Raw genomic sequence first — 15,886 nt, forward strand, 5'->3', positions numbered from 1 at the left:
AGGGGGTCGGCTGTCAGCTCAGGGTTCGCTGTCAGGTCGGGGTTCGGCTGTCAGCTCAGGGGGTCGCCGTCAGGTCAGGGGGTCGGCGTGGAACCGTACGCCGTCAGGAAACGGTCGCGGAAGTCGCTCATCTTCCAGACCGGGGTGGACTTGTTGGGCTGCAGCCCGTCCGTCCAGCCCCAGTCGGCGATCTTGTCGAGGACCTTGGGATCCTTGGCGACGATCGAGACCGGCACGTCACGGCTGGGGTTGGGACCGGTGACCCGGGTCCTGGGCTGATGGTCGCCGAGGAAGATGAGCACGGTGTTGTCATTGCCGTACTGCACCAGGTAGTCGATGAGGCTGGTCACCGAGTACTGGATGGACTTGCCGTACTCCTCCTTCGACCTCAGGGAGTTGGTGAGCAGCTCCGCGGCGTCCGTGCCCTCCTTCTCGATGGCGTCGAAGATCGAGCCGTCGCCGAGCTGGTCCTGGGGGACCATCTTGGGGATGGGACCCCAAGGCTGGTGGCTGGAGGTCAGGATGATCTCCGACATCAGGGGCTTGTCCTGCTCCTTGCCGTGCTCAAGGCGTTCGAATGCGGCCAGGGCGAACTGGTCGGGCATGGGCGACCAGCTGAACGAGGGCCCCTCGTAACCGAGGTGGTGGGAGTCGTAGACGTTGTCGAGGCCGAAGAACTCCGCTTCCGGCCAGGTCTTCTGGACGCCCGGCATGATGCCGACCGTGCGCCAGGCGCCCGTCTTCTGGAAGGCGCTGGTGAGGGTCATGTGGTCGCCCGTGGTGACGGTTCGGTAGCGCTGCTGGTTGTTGATCCACAGGCCTGACAGGAAGGTGGAGTGGCCCAGCCAACTGTTTCCACCGAACGTCGCCGAGGTCAGCCAGCCGCTCTCCGCCGCGAACCCGGCCTCCTGCAGCTTCTCGTTCTCGGCTGTGAGGGTCGCGTTCACCCCCGGCGAGATGACCGGGTCCTCGATCGCGCTGCGACCGTAGCTCTCGATGAAGGTGATCATCATGTCCTTGCCGCGCAGGTCCGTCAGCAACTGGTCCGGCGGGGTGTTGGCGAAGATGTCCTTCTTGGCCACCTTGGCGAACTCCGCCTCGTCCCGCAGGGTGTCCTGCACGGACTGCACGCGGATACTGACGAGATCGGCCGTACGCTCGGCGGCGACCGCCACGTTGGGGATGAACTGCAGGCCGAGCGCCGCGCAGGTGATCCAGACGGTGGCGAAAGCCAGGGTCGTGCGCGTCGCGGCGGCGGTGTGCCGGCCGATGACGTTGCCCAGCCGGACGACCGCGAGTGTCATGACGACGAGCACGACGAGGACGAGGGCCAGGGCCGCGACGACGGTGGCCAGCGTGCCGGTCTTGCCGATCGTGTCCTGGAGGTACGTGTGTGCGTCGCCGAACAACGTCCAGTCCAGGACCAGGTTGAAGTCCCGCCCCAGGTACTCCCGGAAGCCGATGTCGAGAAGGTTCAGGACCATCTGCACGCCCAGGCCAAGCCCCGCGAGCACCGCCACCCCAACACGCGGTTTGCGCGGAAGGGCGATCAGGACCGCGGCGCCGAAGATCGCCTCCACGGGGATGCGAACAAAGTAGAGCGGGGTCAGGTTGACGACGTGGTTCGACATGAGCAGGGTGAACAGTACGAGCACGGCGGCGAGGGCGGTGGTGGTCAACGACACCGCCCTCGCGGCGACGGGATACCTGTCACGCCAGCCGCGCCAGACGTGCCAGCGCCGCGGACCCCGCGGGCCGTGATCCGAGGCCGGTTCCGGGGTGGGTTCTGCTTCGGGTTCGGGGACCGGTTCGGGGGCGGCATCCCCTGCGGGTTCGGGGGCGGCTCTCCCCGCCGGTTCGAGGATCGGTTCGGCGGCGGCTTCCGCTGTGGGTTCCGGCGTGGGCTCGGGAGTTGCCTCCCGCGTGCCTTTCGGCGTCGACGTGGGCGCGGGGTCGGGCGCGGGCTCGGAGGTGGCCTCCGGCGTCAGGCCCTCCTCCTGCTCCTGAGGTGCCTGTGTCTCATCCGTCGTCTCGCTCGTTTTCGGCAGTGGGCGAGAGCTCGTGTTGAACGACAACCCGGCGGTCCTTCCGTGCGATGCGCTGTGCTGGTGCGGCGGATGGCGGATGGCGGATCAGCGTGAACAGGCCAGGCCGGTACCACCTGCATTTGTGTACGGCACGGTGGCGGCCCCCGTTCAATCATCCAGGTCCGGTTCCGGTCAAGCGGGTCACCGTATCCGGTCAAGCAGACTCACGAGCGTCAGGCAGACAACGCGCTCAAGTCCGCCCCCGCGTAGGCAACACCACCGTCACCGCCAGCCCCTCGCCCGGCGATGTCCGCACCGCGACCTCGCCCCCGTGCGCCGACACGACACTCTGCACGATCGCCATGCCGAGCCCGCTGCCCGCCCCGCCGCCCGCCCGGAAGAACCGGTCGAAGATACGCGCCGCGTCGTCCTCCGCGAGCCCCGGACCCTCGTCCGCGACACACAGTCGTATGACACCGTCCGCCCGCTCCAGGCCGAGCCGCACCGGCACCTCCGCGGGCGTGTGCGTGCGTACGTTGCCCACGAGGTTGCCCAGTACCTGCCGTAGTCCCGACTCGTCGGCGTGTACGAGGAGGGTTCCCTCGGCGCCGACGGTCACCGGGCGGCCCGGCTGCTGGGCCCGCAGATCCTCGGCCGCGTCCCGTACCAGCCGGCTCAGGTCGACGTTCTTGAAGCGGAGTTCGGGGCGCTGGTCGAGCCGGGCGAGGGTGAGCAGTTCGTCCACGAGGCGGCCCATGCGGTCGGCCTCCGCGTGCATCCGGTCCCAGGCCCGTCTGCGCTCGACCGGATCGGGCAGCATCCCCTTCTCGATCAGCTGGAGATAGCCGCGGATCGCCGACAGCGGCGTGCGCAGCTCGTGCGAGGCGTCCCCGACGAACCGGCGCAGCTGGGCCGCGCTCTGCTCACGCGTCCGGTGCGCCGACTCGACCTGGTGGAGCATGGAGTTGAGGGCGATCCGCAGCTGCTCGACCTCCTGGGTCGGATGGCTGTTGGAGGGCACCCGCCGGGTGAGGTCCCCTTCGGCGATCGCCGAGGAGGTCTCCACCATGTCCTCCAGCGGCCGCATCCGGCGCCGCACGCTGAACATGGTCAGGCACCCGAGGAGTGCCAACAGCAGTGCCCCCATGGCCACATCGAGCCTGAGCGCCTTCGCAATGCCGTTGTGCAGCCCGTCGGTGGAGGTGGCGAGCAGGACGGATGTGCCGTCGGCGAGCCGCGCCCCCGTTGCCCGGTAGGCGGCGCCCTGCACGGTCAGGTCGTGCGGTTCGGGGTCGTCGGTGAGTGTGCGCGGGTCGTCCACGGCGGCGGCCAGAGCGACCTGGGAACCGGTCGGTTTGAGTCCGCCTATGCTCACGGCGGTTCCGTTCCCGTCGACCGCCGTGTAGATCGAGTCCGGCGTCGGCGACCTGTCGGACTCCGGTACGAGCCGGTCGCGGATGAACGCCAGCGCGCTCAGTGAGTCGATCTGCCGCAGGGTGAGCTGCGAACTGCCCAGGGAGTCACGCGTCTTGGCGAGATCCGCGTCGATCTGGTCGAGCAGGTAGTGCCGCATGCCCATCAGGCTCACCGCGGTCGCCACGATGATGCCCAGGGCCAGCAGCGCCACGTTCGCCATGGTCAGCCCGCCGCGCAGCGAGTGGATTCCGTGATGGTGGAAGCGGGATCCACCGGTCTTCACGGAGGGGAACACCCCGCGCCAGATGATCATGCGAGCCCGTATCCGACGCCCCGCCGGGTCTGGATCACCGGCGGACCCAGGGGTTCGAGCTTGCGCCGCAGATAGCTGATGTACGTCTCCACGACGGTCGACTCGGCCGAGTGCTCGTACTGCCATACATGGCGCAGGAGCTGCTCCTTGGGGACGATCCGCCCGCCGTTGCGGACGAGGAAGCGCAGCAGGGCGTACTCGGTGGGGGTGAGTTCCACCGTGTGGTCCCCGCGGTGCACGCGGTACGTCGTCTCGTCCAGCTCCAGGTCGCCGTACCGCAGGGGCGGGCGCTCCGGCAGGACGTCCGCCGGGCGCGTGCGGCGCAGTACGGCTGTGATGCGGGCGACGACCTCGTCGATGTTGAACGGTTTGGTGATGTAGTCGTCGCCGAAGCCGAGGGCGCCCACGATCTCGGCGGGCGCGTCCCGTGCGGTGAGGAACACGATCGCCAGGTCGGGCTGTCGTACGCGTAGCTCGCGGCCGAGGGCCCGGCCGTCACCGTCCGGCAGCATCACGTCGAGCAGCGCCGCGTCGGGGCGGGTGCGCTCGGCGAGCGTGAGTGCCTGGCGGACGGTGCCCGCCACCATCACCTCGAAGCGGTGGTAGCGCAGGGCGATGGTGAGGACGTCCGCGATGCTCGGCTCGTCCTCGACGACGAGGACGGTGGCCCCCTCCTGTGCGGTCATGACCCCAGTATCCGCGGAGCCACTGACAGCGGGGCCGTTCCGCTCTTTGGAGTTCCTTGAGAGTCATTGGAGTTCCTTGAGAGTCATGGGCGGGCGCTGCCGTGCACCGGGGGGCCTCGACATCCTGAGGGCTCAGGACCCGGGGGACCCTACGAAGGAGCGTTGAGCGTGGCGACATTGGCGCGGTGGTGCTATCGGCACCGGCTGGTGGTCCTGTTGCTGTGGGTGGGGGCGCTGTTCGGGCTGGGCTTCGCGGGTTCAGCCGCGGGCACGAACTACGCGGAAACTTTCTCTCTTCCCAACACGGACTCCAAGCGTGCGTACGACCTGATGGAGAAGGCCTTCCCCGAGCGGGCGGGCGACACCGACACGGTGGTGTGGAAGGTCGACAGCGGATCGGTGCGGGATGAATCCGTACGATCCCGGATCGAGCCCGCGCTCGCCGAGATCGGGAAGATGGCGGGCGTCGGCGCGGTCACCGACCCGTACGCAGCCGGGGGGACCGCGCAGATCAGCAAGGACGGGCGGATCGCGTACGCCCAGGTCACCTTCGCCGAGCAGGCGAACGCGGTACCCAAGGAACTGGTCCAGGACGTCGTCGACACCGCGCAGGGCGCCGAACAGGCGGGCCTCGACGTGGAGTTGGGCGGCCAGGCGATCCAGCGGGTCCAGGAACCGCCCACCGGCCTCGCCGAGCTGGTGGGCATCGTGGCGGCCGCGATCGTCCTGTACCTGGCCTTCGGCTCGTTCCTCGCGATGCTTCTGCCGCTCGCGATCGCCATCTTCGGTGTGGGCACCGGCATGTTCTCGACCCAGCTCCTCAGCCATGTCACGAACGTGCCCGAACTCGCCTCGCTGCTCGCCACGTTGATCGGCCTCGGCGTCGGCATCGACTACGCGCTGTTCATCGTCACCCGGCACCGGCGCGGCCTGATGCGTGGTGAGAAGCCGGAGGACGCGGCGGTCACGGCCCTCAACACCTCTGGCCGGGCGGTGCTGTTCGCAGGCGGCACGGTGGTCATCGCGCTCGCCGGAATGCTCGTGATGAACATGCGCTTCCTGGACGGTGTGGTCATCGGCACGGCGGTCACCGTCGTGCTGAGCGTCCTCGCGGCGATCACCCTGCTGCCCGCGCTGCTCGGCCTGCTCGGCACCCGGGTGCTCAGCCGCCGCCAGCGGCGCAGGCTCGCCGCCGAGGGACCGCAGCCCGACCGTACGAGCGGCCTGGCGGTGCGCTGGTCCACGAACGTGGAGCGGAATCCACGGAAGGTCGCCGCGCTGGCCGTGGTCGTCATGGCGGTCCTGGCGCTGCCTCTGCTGTCGCTCCGGCTCGGCACGACCGACCAGGGCAACGACGACGCGTCGTCGACGACCCGGCAGGCGTACGACCTGCTGGCCGAGGGCTTCGGCCCCGGCTTCAACGGACCCCTTCAGGTGGTCACCGAGGATCCCGACACCTCCGGCCTGGTCACGAGCATCCGCGCAACCGAGGGAGTCGCCCAGGTCCTCGCCCTGCCGCCCGGCCAGGGCGTCACGGTGATCCAGGTGGTGCCGACCACGTCACCGCAGTCCGTCGAGACGGACGAACTCATCGACACCCTGCGCGAGCAGGTGATCCCGGACGCGGGCGTCAGCGCCCATGTCGGCGGTGTGACAGCGGTGTCCAAGGACTTCTCGTCCGTGACCGCGGACCGGCTGCCGTACTTCGTCCTGGCGATCATCGGCCTGGGCTTCCTGCTCCTGATGGTCGCCTTCCGCTCGATCGTCGTACCGCTGACGGCGGCGGTGATGAACCTGATCGCGGCCGCCGCGTCCTTCGGCGTACTCGTCGCGGTCTTCCAGTACGGCTGGGGCCTTGACCTGCTGGGTCTCGGCAAGGAAGGACCGATCAACTCCTTCCTGCCCGTCATCATGCTCTCGCTCCTCTTCGGCCTCTCGATGGACTACCAGGTGTTCCTGGTGAGCCGGATGCACGAGGAATGGGTGCACACGAAGGACAACGCGCGGGCGGTCCGCGTCGGCCTGGCGGAGACCAGCCGGGTCATCAACTCCGCCGCCCTGATCATGGTCTGCGTCTTCCTGGCCTTCGTACTGAGCGGCGACACCGGCGCCGCGATGGCGGGCGTCGGTCTGGCGGCCGCCGTCGCGCTGGACGCCTTCGTCCTCCGTACGGCCCTGGTGCCGGCCGTGATGCATCTCCTCGGCAACTCCAACTGGTGGCTGCCCGCCGGACTGGACAAGCGGCTGCCGCACCTCGCGGTGGAGCCGAAGGAGGACGCGGACCCCGCGCCTCCCGCGGCCTCGTCCGGTACGACGGCGGTTCACGGCTTCGTCCGTGACGGGCAGGGCGAGCCGATCGACGGCGCCGTCATCCTGCTGCTCTCGAAGGGCGGCCGCCAGCTGGACCGCGTGAGTTCACTGGCCGACGGCTCTTACATCGTCTCGGCCCCGGCTCCGGGCACGTATCTGCTGTCGGCGACGGCTCCCTCGTACGCGCCCCGGGCCCGGCACGTCATCGTGACCGACGAACCGCTGGTGCACGACGTGGAGTTGGCGGACGGGGAGGTCGACGCCGTCACCTGAGGCGGGTGAACCGAGGTGGTGCGGAGGGGCGTGCTCCAGGAGCACGCCCCTCAGTGCTTCTTCGCGGGGTCGGGCAGTGCCTTGGTCATCCCCGGCAGGAAGTCCGTGAACAGTTCGTGCACTTCGTGGACGAGGGGCCGCAGGATACGGAAGCGGGCCAGGGAGACACCGCGCGCGGTGAGGCGGGCGCCGCGCTCGGCGAGCCGGTAGCTGCGTTCACGTCCCTCGGTCCGGTCGAAGACCCAGTACAGGACGAGTCCCATCTGGGAGAGCCACATCAACTCCGGCAGCACGTCGCGGAGTTCCGCGGGCACCTTGGTCTTCGCCCCGGACAGCACCTCGCGATGGACGCTGATGGCCTCCTCGCGCGCGTGCTCCGACTCGGGGGAGAAGGGGCTGAGCGGGCTGTCCGGGTCGGCGGCGTTCTTGAAGAACTGCACCGCGAACTCGTGGTACGGCGTCGCGATGTCCAGCCACGCCTTCAGCACCCCGCCGAGCCGGGCCTCCAGATCGGTCTCCCGGTCCAGTACCTCCCGGGCCGCCGCCCGGTGTTCGGCGGCGATCCGGTCGTAGAAGCCCTGGATCAGGTGCTCCTTGCCGGCGAAGTAGTAGTACGCGTTGCCGACCGAGACCCCGGCCTCCTGGGCGATGGCCCGCATGGTCGTCTTGTCGTACCCCCGTTCCACGAACAGCCGCATCGCCGTCTCCAGGATCAGGGCGCGGGTCTGCTCGCTCTTGGCGGGGCCCTTTTCAGGGCCCTTCTCCCGTGGGAGCGCTTTGTCGGAGCCGGGGCTGTCTGTCGGTGCTGGCACGGTAGGAGCCTAACGAGTGGAGCAGGTGCCGCTGTCGCAGCCGGGAGGCGTGTAGGTCCAGCCCGCCCGGGGGTCGTACGTCCAACCGTCACCCCCGTAGTAAAGGCTCCCGCCCGTCTTGTGGCCGGCACGCCACTTGGCCGCGGCGAGCATCGCGCCCCTCGCGAGACGCGCACCCGCCGGGGTGCTCAGCCGATGGGCGAGCGCCCGCTGCTCACGCAGTGCCCAGAGGCAGACCACCCAGGCGGCGGGCCCCTGGTAGACCTGCCCGCCGTCCCCCACGACAGTGATCTCTTCGAGGGTGGCCCGGTGGTCGAGGGACGGGAAGGCGCTCCGGGCCTCGTCGGACCCCGCCGGCACGAACCGGAGCGGCACCAGTTGCGACTGCTTCCGCAGCCAGTCGCGTACGAAGGAGCAGAGTGAGCACTGGGCGTCGTACAGAACGGTGAGCCCGAGGACCGGGACGCGCACGGCGTCCCGGTCCCGGACGGCTGGGATGCCGGCCATCGGGGTCACGCCCCGGCCGACGGAGCGATCCAGTCGGTCGGCGTGACGGGCGGCAGCTGCTCCCGCTCCATGACGCCCCGGCGCCGGATCTTGTTGAGCACGTACACGTTGCCGAGGTGCATGACGCCGAGCACGAGCAGCACCACGCCGAGCTTGGTCGACAGGGCCTCGAAGATCCCGCGGGCGTCCGCGATCTCGTCGTCCCCGTTCAGATAGAGCGCGACGAAGCCCAGGTTGACGAGGTAGAAGCCCACCACGAGCAAGTGGTTGACGGCTTCGGCGAGCTTCTCGTTCCCGTGCAGTACGTCGGCCAGAAAGATCCGCCCGTTGTGGCTCAGCGTGCGCGCCACCCAGATGGTCAGCGCGATGCTGACCAGCAGATAGATGACGTACGAGACGACCGTGAGGTCCATGTCCCCACCCCTCCATGCTTTCTTGAACGCGTTCAAAAAGCTGTCGAAGAAGAATGTAGACCTGCTTTTGAACATGTTCAAGTCTGACTGGAGGGTGCTGAGGACGGTCAGGCCTGTCGGCTGAGCTCGGGTCGCTTGCTGTAGTCCGTGAGGCCGACGACGTTGCCCCAGGGGTCGGCGAACTCGACGGTCCATCCCGTGGCGCCGGGGAAGGGTGAATCGAGGACCGGGACACCCGTCGCGGCCAGCACCTCCGCCGCTCCCCGCGCGTCCCGCACCTCCAGCCATACCCGCGCCGAGGCCCACACCGGCGACCGCCGACTCAGCTCCTCGTCCAGCCGCAGCAACAGCCCCGGGGTCTCCTTGCCCACCTTCAACAGGGCGATACCGGCCTCGTCGAGCCGGAACGCGACCGGAAACCCGGCCCGCTCGTAGAAACTCACGGCCTCGTCGAGGTTCCCGACGGGCAGCAGTACGTTGTCGAACCCGAGCAGCTCGTACGACTCATCATCTGACATGACGTCAGATTAGGTGGGTGCGCTTCGGGGGCCTCGGGGGCTGACCGTGGGGGTCACCCGATGGGGGGAGGCGGGTGACATTCCCCCTGGGTACGCTGAACCGACAGGCGAGACTCCGTCGCATGGGAGCATTCATGGCCGCCGCATCCGAGAACGGGCTCGACGACGAGCCGTCGTACCGCTGGCCGATCCCGCCCGTCGAGGGCTGGACGGCGGACGACCTCGACCGGATCCCGGGCCTCCCGCCGCACACGGAGTTGATCGACGGGAGTCTCGTTTTCGTGAGTCCGCAGACCGCCTTCCACTCGCGCTGCATGCGTCTGCTGGAGAACAGTCTTCTGGAGCAGGCCCCGGACCATCTTGACGTCATGCGGGAGATGACCATCAAACTGGACGCCAGGAACCGTCCGGAGCCCGACGTTCTGGTCTTCCCTGTGGAAGCGAACACCGGCTCCCGCCAGACCTGGTACCGCCCCGAGGACATCGTCCTCGCCGTCGAAGTCGTCTCCACGGAGTCCCGCGCACGCGACCGCGAGGTCAAGCCCCGCAAGTACGCCGCAGCCGGCTTCCGGCACTTCTGGCGAGTCGAGGAAGACGAAGACAAGGGCCTCCCCGTCGTCTACGTATACGAACTCGACCCGGCCACCAAGACCTACGCCCTCACCGGAATCTTCCACGACCGCCTCAAGCTCACCGTCCCGTTCGAGATCGAGATCGACCTGACGGCGATCAACCGGCGCCGCGGGGGTTCGGCGGGACCGCGGGACTGACCGGGCGGCGGGGGAGTTCGCGGGTGCCGCGAAGATGCCCGCCGAGTGGGCGGAGTGTCGTGCCCCCTAGGCGCGAGGCGGCCTTCGTATCGTCCTGACGCCCGGGCGGCCGGGTCAAGGCAGACGCGGCTGGGGCGGGCGTACACACAAGACGTGCGATGGGGCGCAAGGGTTGTATGAAGCGCCCCGGTTTTCTGGAGTGCGCCGGCCGGGCCCGATACTCCGGATGGTCTTCAGGGGAGCCGACTTCTCTCCCGGACCTCCCCTCCTGCAATATGACCGGCAGTCCTGTTCGGTCATTTGGCCTTCAGGCCTGTCCAGTGGCCCGCGCACCGAGATGCAGGAGCGAATCACCATGACCGAGCAGCCTCAGCCGCCTCAGCCGTCCCAGCCCCCGCAGCAGCCCTCGGATCAGCCGCCCGGCTACGGCTATCCGAACCCCGGTCCCGTCCCGCCCGGCGGGGCGAACCCGTACGGGGCCGGTCCGGCGGGTGCCTATCCGCCGCCGGGGGACTACCAGCAGCCGGGCGGGTACCCGCAGCCCGGCCAGTACGGCTACCCGCAGCAGGGTTACCCGATGGGTGCCGTGCCGCCCGGCATGTACACGGGCGACCCCAACGCCCCGTACGGCTATGACCCTTACGGCCGCCCGTACTCCGACAAGTCGAAGATCGTTGCGGGGATCCTCCAGCTCACTCTCGGGACCCTCGGCATCGGGCGCTTCTACATAGGCAACGTCGGCATCGGGATCGCCCAGCTCCTCACCTGCGGTGGCCTGGGCATCTGGGCCCTGATCGACGGGATCCTCCTGCTCACCAGCAACACCGGCACGGACTCCCAAGGGCGGATCCTGCGTGGCTGAACCCGAGGCCGGGCGAGTTTCCGGGCCGGGGACTGTCCTGCGGCACCCGGCGACGGCACCCCTCGCGGTGTTCGTCGCCGGGGTCGCGGGCGCCGGCTATCTCTACGGCACGAATCCGCACGAGCCGGGGCATCTGCTGCCCCAGTGCCCGTTCCGCTACGTCACCGGGCTGCTCTGCCCGGCCTGCGGCGGCACCCGCATGGTGTACGACCTGATGCACGGCCAGTTCCCGGCGGCCTGGCACGACAACAGGGTGCTGCTGCTGGCCTCCCCCTTCGCGCTCGTGCTGTTGGGGCGCTGGTTCCTGGAAGGGGTGCGCGGGCGTCGCTGGCGGCCCACCCTGAGCCCCCGGGCTCAGGTGGCGGTACTGGTGGTGGCCGTGGCGTGGACCGTGGTGCGCAACGTCGTCTGAGTCGGGCAAGGGCGCGCCGGGGCAGCCGTGTTGAGGACGGCGCCCCCGCGACTGCCCGTAAGCCGCGGCCTCACCGGCCAGCGCCCCCGCGAGTGCCTGTAAGTCACGGCCTCACCCGCGAACTTGGCCGGATTTTGATCACGGATATGGAACGATCCGGGACGATCGACCGTTCTCGCTCCCGCCTTCCCTCGTGATCTCTCTATGCTTCCCTGGTCACAGGGGGGATGGCGCGACACGGCGTACGCCATCGCAGTACGCGTTTTCAGCCATGGGTTCCCTCCTGGATTCCCCCGGAGTACTTCGCTTCGGTCTCTCATCGGTCATCCCAGGAGCAACTTCCATGTCTGTCAAAACCCCTGAAGCGCCGTTCGGCGTCGACCACCAGGGCCGCCCGCTCTCCGACAAGTCCAAGATCACCGCGGGCCTTCTCCAGCTGTTCCTCGGTGGCTTCGGTATCGGCCGCTTCTACGTCGGTTCCACGGGCGTGGCCATCGCCCAGCTCTTCACCTGCGGTGGCCTGGGCATATGGGCCCTGATCGACGCGATCCTCTTCTTCACGAGCAACGACCGCACGGACAAGCAGGGTCGCGTCCTGCGCGGCTGACATCAGCCGGACGTACGACGAGAGCCCTGTCCCCAACTTGGGGGGCGGGGCTCCGTACGTCTGGTCCGCGGGGCTCGGATCGCCGCCTCGACGACGCGTGGCACGCACGGGGTCAGCAGTCGGGTCGAGGTGCGCTACTTTCCGGAACGCTCAATCGCCTTTCGGCTGCCCCGCCCTGAGGATCTCCGCCACATCGAGCGTGACCTTGGCGCCGATGGAGTCGGGGAGGGTGACGAGTTCGCCGGGGGCGTGGATGCGGTGGGCCGCGTACTCGTCCGCGGCGGGGTCGGTCAGAACGTGGAGGCGTTGGTGTTTGCGGTCGACGATTACGTAGACCGGGATCTTCGCCTGCGCGTATGCGGTGACCTTGGTGCGGAGGTCTGCCTTCCAGTTGCTGGAGGTGACCTCCAGGACGAGACGGAAGACCAAGGGGTCGTAGCAGTTGTTCTCAACGAGGTGCTCTTCGATGTCGGCTTCGACAATGCAGAGATCGGGGATCGCGTAGTCCTCGGGGCCGTCCGGAAGCCAGACGCCGATGGCTTGGTGCACCTCGGTGTCGTCCTCGTCGAGACCAGCGGCCTCGAAGGGACGAGTCACCTTCTTCAGCGCCCTCGCATGAGCGACGTCGGGGGATGGCGTCACGAGGATCTGGCCTCCGATGATCTCGACGCGGCGGCCCGGAAGGCGATCCATGATGCGATTCGCCTCCGCGATCAGCGACCGGTCGCCGTGCGGCTGCTCGACGGGTGCTGCGGACATCACGTGCCTCCCGTGGGCTGTTGTCGAGAGCATCATCGTAGGCCGGACAGCCCTGAGGAATCCGGAACGCGTCGCATCACTCGAACGTGGCCGGGTAAGCGCGAGGGCCCCGTTCCCAAAGGAAACGGGGCCCTCGGCGACGTACGAAAAAATCAGAACCGCCGAGTGATCAGCGCTCGCTTGACCTCCTGGATCGCCTTCGTGACCTCGATACCCCGAGGGCAGGCGTCCGTGCAGTTGAACGTGGTGCGGCAGCGCCACACGCCGTCCTTGTCGTTGAGGATCTCCAGGCGCTGCTCGCCCGCCTCGTCACGCGAGTCGAAGATGAAGCGGTGGGCGTTGACGATGGCGGCGGGGCCGAAGTACTGGCCGTCGTTCCAGAAGACCGGGCAGGACGACGTGCACGCAGCGCAGAGGATGCACTTCGTGGTGTCGTCGAAACGCTCGCGGTCCTCCGCCGACTGGAGACGCTCACGCGTCGGCTCGTTGGTGTCCTTCGTGATCAGGAAGGGCATCACGTCGCGGTACGCCTGGAAGAACGGATCCATGTCGACGATCAGGTCCTTGAGGACCGTCAGGCCCTTGATGGGCTCGACCGTGATCGGCTTGGCGGGGTTCAGGTCCTTGATCAGCGTCTTGCAGGCAAGGCGGTTCTTGCCGTTGATCCGCATGGCGTCCGAGCCGCAGATGCCGTGCGCGCAGGAGCGACGGAAGGTGAGCGTTCCGTCCTGGTCCCACTTGATCTTGTGGAGGGCGTCCAGGACGCGCTCCTTCGGGTCGATCTCCAGCTGGAAGTCTTCCCAGACCGCCTCGGCCGAGACCTCGGAGTTGAAGCGGCGGATACGGAACGTGGCGGTGATGTACGGGGAGTCGGCGAAGCCTGCCTCAGGCTTGTCGGCCGCGTCCGCCTTGTCCAGGGTCGGGGTTGCCATCAGTACTTACGCTCCATCGGCTGGTAGCGGGTCTGGACGACCGGCTTGTAGTCGAGACGGATGGACTCGGTGCCGTCGTCGCCGACCTCGCGGTACGCCATGGTGTGGCGCATGAAGTTGACGTCGTCGCGGTTCGGGTAGTCCTCGCGGTAGTGACCGCCGCGGGACTCCTTGCGCGCCAGCGCCGACGTCGCCATGACCTCGGCCAGATCGAGCAGGTTGCCCAGCTCGATGGCCTCCAGGAGGTCCGTGTTGAAGCGGCGGCCCTTGTCCTGGATCGAGACGTTCAGGTAGCGCTCGCGCAGCTCCGCGATCTTCTCGACCGCCGTCTTGATCGTCTGCTCGGTGCGGAACACCATCACGTTGGCGTCCATGCACTCCTGCAGCTCGTTGCGCAGGACCGCGACCCGCTCCGTACCCGTGGAGTCGCGCAGGCGCTCGACCTGCGAGACGACCTGGGCGGCCGGGTCCTCGGGCAGCTCGACGTAGTCGGCCTTCGCCGAGTACTCGGCGGCGGCGATACCCGCGCGCTTCCCGAACACGTTGATGTCGAGGAGCGAGTTCGTGCCCAGGCGGTTCGCGCCGTGGACCGACACACACGCGACCTCGCCGGCCGCGTACAGGCCCGGGACGACCGTGGTGTTGTCGCTCAGCACCTCACCCTGGACGTTCGTCGGGATGCCGCCCATCGCGTAGTGCGCGGTGGGCTGGATCGGGATCGGGTCCGTGTACGGCTCGATGCCGAGGTACGTACGGGCGAACTCGGTGATGTCCGGGAGCTTGGCGTCCAACTGCTCCGGCGGAAGGTGCGTCAGGTCCAGGTAGACGTGGTCACCCGCGGGACCGCAGCCACGGCCCTCACGGATCTCCGTGTAGATGGACCGGGACACGACGTCTCGCGACGCCAGGTCCTTCATCACCGGCGCGTACTTCTCCATGAAGCGCTCGCCGTCCTTGTTACGGAGGATGCCGCCCTCACCGCGGGCGCCCTCCGTCAGCAGGATGCCCATGCGCCAGATGCCGGTCGGGTGGAACTGGAAGAACTCCATGTCCTCCAGCGGCAGCCCGCGACGGTAGACCGCGGCCTGGCCGTCACCGGTCAGCGTGTGCGCGTTGGACGTCACCTTGAAGAACTTGCCGGTGCCGCCGGACGCGTAGATCACGGCCTTCGCCTGGAAGACGTGGATCTCGCCGGTCGCCAGTTCGTACGCGACGACGCCCGCGGACCGCTTCACACCGTCGATCTCGACGATCAGCTGGTCCAGGACGTAGAACTCGTTGAAGAACTCCACGCCCTCCTTGACGCAGTTCTGGTACAGCGTCTGGAGGATCATGTGACCGGTGCGGTCGGCCGCGTAGCAGGAGCGGCGCACCGGCGCCTCACCGTGGTTACGGCTGTGACCGCCGAAGCGGCGCTGGTCGATCGTCCCGTCGGGCGTCCGGTTGAAGGGAAGGCCCATCTTCTCCAGGTCGAGGACCGAGTCGATGGCCTCCTTCGCCAGGATCTCGGCGGCGTCCTGGTCGACCAGGTAGTCACCGCCCTTGACGGTGTCGAAGGTGTGCCACTCCCAGTTGTCCTCTTCCACGTTGGCGAGCGCGGCGGCCATACCGCCCTGCGCGGCGCCCGTGTGGGAGCGGGTGGGGTAGAGCTTGGTCAGCACGGCGGTGCGGCTGCGCTTCGTCGACTCGATGGCGGCGCGCATGCCGGCGCCGCCGGCGCCGACGATGACGGTGTCGTACTTGTGGATCTTCATGAGTGGTTGCCTCAGCCCCGTGCCTAGCGGATGTTCGGGTCGAAGGTGAAGATCACCAGCGTGCCCAGCAGAATCGTGAACACCGTGGCGGTGTACAGCAGGCCCTTCAGCCACAGGCGTGTGCTCGCGCGCTCCGCGTAGTCGTTGATGACCGTACGCAGGCCGTTGGCGCCGTGCAGCATCGCGAGCCACAGCATCGCGAGGTCCCAGGCCTGCCACCACGGGGACGCCCAGCGGCCGGCCACGAAGGCGAAGCCGATCTTGGAGACGCCGCCGTCGAGGACGAGCTGGATGAGCAGATGGCCGAGAACCAGGACGACCAGGACGATGCCGGACAGGCGCATGAAGAGCCAGCCGTACATCTCGAAGTTGCCACGGGTCGACTTCGGGGTCTTCTTGGTCCGCTTGCGCGGTGCCTCGATGAGCGGCGCCGGGTTGTCGACGCTGTACGCCGAGAACTCGTCCGCGCCTTCGACGGGACCGATGCCGGATGCGGCGGTTTCGGTGGTGGACAT

The 15,886-nt window shown here is 68.3% G+C and carries 16 protein-coding genes; 5 read left to right on the plus strand and 11 right to left on the minus strand.

Annotation, left to right across the window (positions count from 1 at the left end):
- Nucleotides 1-74 precede the first annotated feature (74 nt).
- From ACFYPC_RS21560 to ACFYPC_RS21570, 3 genes are all read right to left on the minus strand, one after another.
- A complete protein-coding gene (locus ACFYPC_RS21560; protein ID WP_388678497.1) occupies nucleotides 75-2,075 on the minus strand; it encodes a sulfatase in 2,001 nt (666 codons plus the stop codon).
- Nucleotides 2,076-2,277: 202 nt separating this feature from the next.
- Nucleotides 2,278-3,663 carry an ATP-binding protein gene (locus ACFYPC_RS21565; RefSeq protein ID WP_388678865.1) on the minus strand — a complete coding sequence of 462 codons (1,386 nt, stop codon included), beginning with the start codon at nucleotides 3,661-3,663 and terminating at the stop codon, nucleotides 2,278-2,280.
- 89 nt (nucleotides 3,664-3,752) lie between these two features.
- Nucleotides 3,753-4,442: a response regulator transcription factor gene (locus tag ACFYPC_RS21570; protein WP_388678500.1), complete on the minus strand. Its 690-nt coding sequence runs from the start codon at nucleotides 4,440-4,442 to the stop codon at nucleotides 3,753-3,755.
- A 177-nt stretch (nucleotides 4,443-4,619) separates the two neighbouring features.
- Here ACFYPC_RS21570 and ACFYPC_RS21575 point away from each other — a divergent pair, with 177 nt between their 5' ends.
- Nucleotides 4,620-7,025 carry an MMPL family transporter gene (locus ACFYPC_RS21575; RefSeq protein ID WP_388678868.1) on the plus strand — a complete coding sequence of 802 codons (2,406 nt, stop codon included), beginning with the start codon at nucleotides 4,620-4,622 and terminating at the stop codon, nucleotides 7,023-7,025.
- Between the two features lie 50 nt (nucleotides 7,026-7,075).
- Here the strand turns inward: ACFYPC_RS21575 and ACFYPC_RS21580 are convergent, their stop codons facing one another.
- From ACFYPC_RS21580 to ACFYPC_RS21595, 4 genes are all read right to left on the minus strand, one after another.
- Nucleotides 7,076-7,741: a TetR/AcrR family transcriptional regulator gene (locus tag ACFYPC_RS21580; protein WP_388678871.1), complete on the minus strand. Its 666-nt coding sequence runs from the start codon at nucleotides 7,739-7,741 to the stop codon at nucleotides 7,076-7,078.
- A gap of 105 nt (nucleotides 7,742-7,846) precedes the next feature.
- Nucleotides 7,847-8,344, minus strand: coding sequence for a thiol-disulfide oxidoreductase DCC family protein (locus ACFYPC_RS21585; RefSeq protein ID WP_388678503.1), 498 nt, complete (start codon nucleotides 8,342-8,344; stop codon nucleotides 7,847-7,849).
- 5 nt (nucleotides 8,345-8,349) lie between these two features.
- Nucleotides 8,350-8,757, minus strand: coding sequence for a hypothetical protein (locus tag ACFYPC_RS21590; RefSeq protein WP_388678505.1), 408 nt, complete (start codon nucleotides 8,755-8,757; stop codon nucleotides 8,350-8,352).
- Nucleotides 8,758-8,864: 107 nt separating this feature from the next.
- A complete protein-coding gene (locus tag ACFYPC_RS21595) occupies nucleotides 8,865-9,275 on the minus strand; it encodes a VOC family protein (RefSeq protein WP_388678508.1) in 411 nt (136 codons plus the stop codon).
- A 134-nt stretch (nucleotides 9,276-9,409) separates the two neighbouring features.
- Here ACFYPC_RS21595 and ACFYPC_RS21600 point away from each other — a divergent pair, with 134 nt between their 5' ends.
- From ACFYPC_RS21600 to ACFYPC_RS21615, 4 genes are all read left to right on the plus strand, one after another.
- Nucleotides 9,410-10,045 carry a Uma2 family endonuclease gene (locus ACFYPC_RS21600; protein ID WP_388678511.1) on the plus strand — a complete coding sequence of 212 codons (636 nt, stop codon included), beginning with the start codon at nucleotides 9,410-9,412 and terminating at the stop codon, nucleotides 10,043-10,045.
- A 355-nt stretch (nucleotides 10,046-10,400) separates the two neighbouring features.
- A complete protein-coding gene (locus ACFYPC_RS21605; protein WP_388678514.1) occupies nucleotides 10,401-10,907 on the plus strand; it encodes a TM2 domain-containing protein in 507 nt (168 codons plus the stop codon).
- Nucleotides 10,900-11,319: a DUF2752 domain-containing protein gene (locus ACFYPC_RS21610; protein WP_388678516.1), complete on the plus strand. Its 420-nt coding sequence runs from the start codon at nucleotides 10,900-10,902 to the stop codon at nucleotides 11,317-11,319. Before ACFYPC_RS21605 ends, ACFYPC_RS21610 begins: the two co-directional genes overlap by 8 nt.
- A 343-nt stretch (nucleotides 11,320-11,662) precedes the next feature.
- Nucleotides 11,663-11,926, plus strand: coding sequence for a TM2 domain-containing protein (locus tag ACFYPC_RS21615; RefSeq protein WP_388678519.1), 264 nt, complete (start codon nucleotides 11,663-11,665; stop codon nucleotides 11,924-11,926).
- Between the two features lie 150 nt (nucleotides 11,927-12,076).
- Here the strand turns inward: ACFYPC_RS21615 and ACFYPC_RS21620 are convergent, their stop codons facing one another.
- The 4 genes from ACFYPC_RS21620 to ACFYPC_RS21635 form a co-directional block, all read right to left on the minus strand.
- Nucleotides 12,077-12,685 carry a Uma2 family endonuclease gene (locus tag ACFYPC_RS21620; RefSeq protein ID WP_388678521.1) on the minus strand — a complete coding sequence of 203 codons (609 nt, stop codon included), beginning with the start codon at nucleotides 12,683-12,685 and terminating at the stop codon, nucleotides 12,077-12,079.
- A 152-nt stretch (nucleotides 12,686-12,837) separates the two neighbouring features.
- Nucleotides 12,838-13,617: a succinate dehydrogenase iron-sulfur subunit gene (locus ACFYPC_RS21625; protein ID WP_384379757.1), complete on the minus strand. Its 780-nt coding sequence runs from the start codon at nucleotides 13,615-13,617 to the stop codon at nucleotides 12,838-12,840.
- A complete protein-coding gene (gene sdhA, locus ACFYPC_RS21630) occupies nucleotides 13,617-15,371 on the minus strand; it encodes a succinate dehydrogenase flavoprotein subunit (RefSeq protein ID WP_388678524.1) in 1,755 nt (584 codons plus the stop codon). The genes ACFYPC_RS21625 and sdhA overlap by 1 nt, the downstream gene beginning before the upstream one ends.
- A gap of 23 nt (nucleotides 15,372-15,394) precedes the next feature.
- A complete protein-coding gene (locus ACFYPC_RS21635) occupies nucleotides 15,395-15,886 on the minus strand; it encodes a succinate dehydrogenase hydrophobic membrane anchor subunit (RefSeq protein WP_388678526.1) in 492 nt (163 codons plus the stop codon).

It is taken from the genome of Streptomyces sp. NPDC005808 (assembly GCF_042871385.1).
Taxonomy (GTDB): Bacteria; Actinomycetota; Actinomycetes; order Streptomycetales; family Streptomycetaceae; genus Streptomyces.

What these genes read in the sequence shown, in the direction of transcription:
- ACFYPC_RS21605 (WP_388678514.1), top strand. Translation starts at nt 10,401, where the DNA reads ATGACCGAGCAGCCTCAGCCGCCTCAGCCGTCCCAGCCCCCGCAGCAG.
- ACFYPC_RS21615 (WP_388678519.1), top strand. Translation starts at nt 11,663, where the DNA reads ATGTCTGTCAAAACCCCTGAAGCGCCGTTCGGCGTCGACCACCAGGGC.
- ACFYPC_RS21590 (WP_388678505.1), bottom strand. Translation starts at nt 8,757, where the DNA reads ATGGACCTCACGGTCGTCTCGTACGTCATCTATCTGCTGGTCAGCATC.
- ACFYPC_RS21600 (WP_388678511.1), top strand. Translation starts at nt 9,410, where the DNA reads ATGGCCGCCGCATCCGAGAACGGGCTCGACGACGAGCCGTCGTACCGC.
- sdhA (WP_388678524.1), bottom strand. Translation starts at nt 15,371, where the DNA reads ATGAAGATCCACAAGTACGACACCGTCATCGTCGGCGCCGGCGGCGCC.
- ACFYPC_RS21625 (WP_384379757.1), bottom strand. Translation starts at nt 13,617, where the DNA reads ATGGCAACCCCGACCCTGGACAAGGCGGACGCGGCCGACAAGCCTGAG.
- ACFYPC_RS21565 (WP_388678865.1), bottom strand. Translation starts at nt 3,663, where the DNA reads ATGGCGAACGTGGCGCTGCTGGCCCTGGGCATCATCGTGGCGACCGCG.
- ACFYPC_RS21570 (WP_388678500.1), bottom strand. Translation starts at nt 4,442, where the DNA reads ATGACCGCACAGGAGGGGGCCACCGTCCTCGTCGTCGAGGACGAGCCG.
- ACFYPC_RS21620 (WP_388678521.1), bottom strand. Translation starts at nt 12,685, where the DNA reads ATGTCCGCAGCACCCGTCGAGCAGCCGCACGGCGACCGGTCGCTGATC.
- ACFYPC_RS21585 (WP_388678503.1), bottom strand. Translation starts at nt 8,344, where the DNA reads ATGGCCGGCATCCCAGCCGTCCGGGACCGGGACGCCGTGCGCGTCCCG.
- ACFYPC_RS21635 (WP_388678526.1), bottom strand. Translation starts at nt 15,886, where the DNA reads ATGTCCACCACCGAAACCGCCGCATCCGGCATCGGTCCCGTCGAAGGC.
- ACFYPC_RS21595 (WP_388678508.1), bottom strand. Translation starts at nt 9,275, where the DNA reads ATGTCAGATGATGAGTCGTACGAGCTGCTCGGGTTCGACAACGTACTG.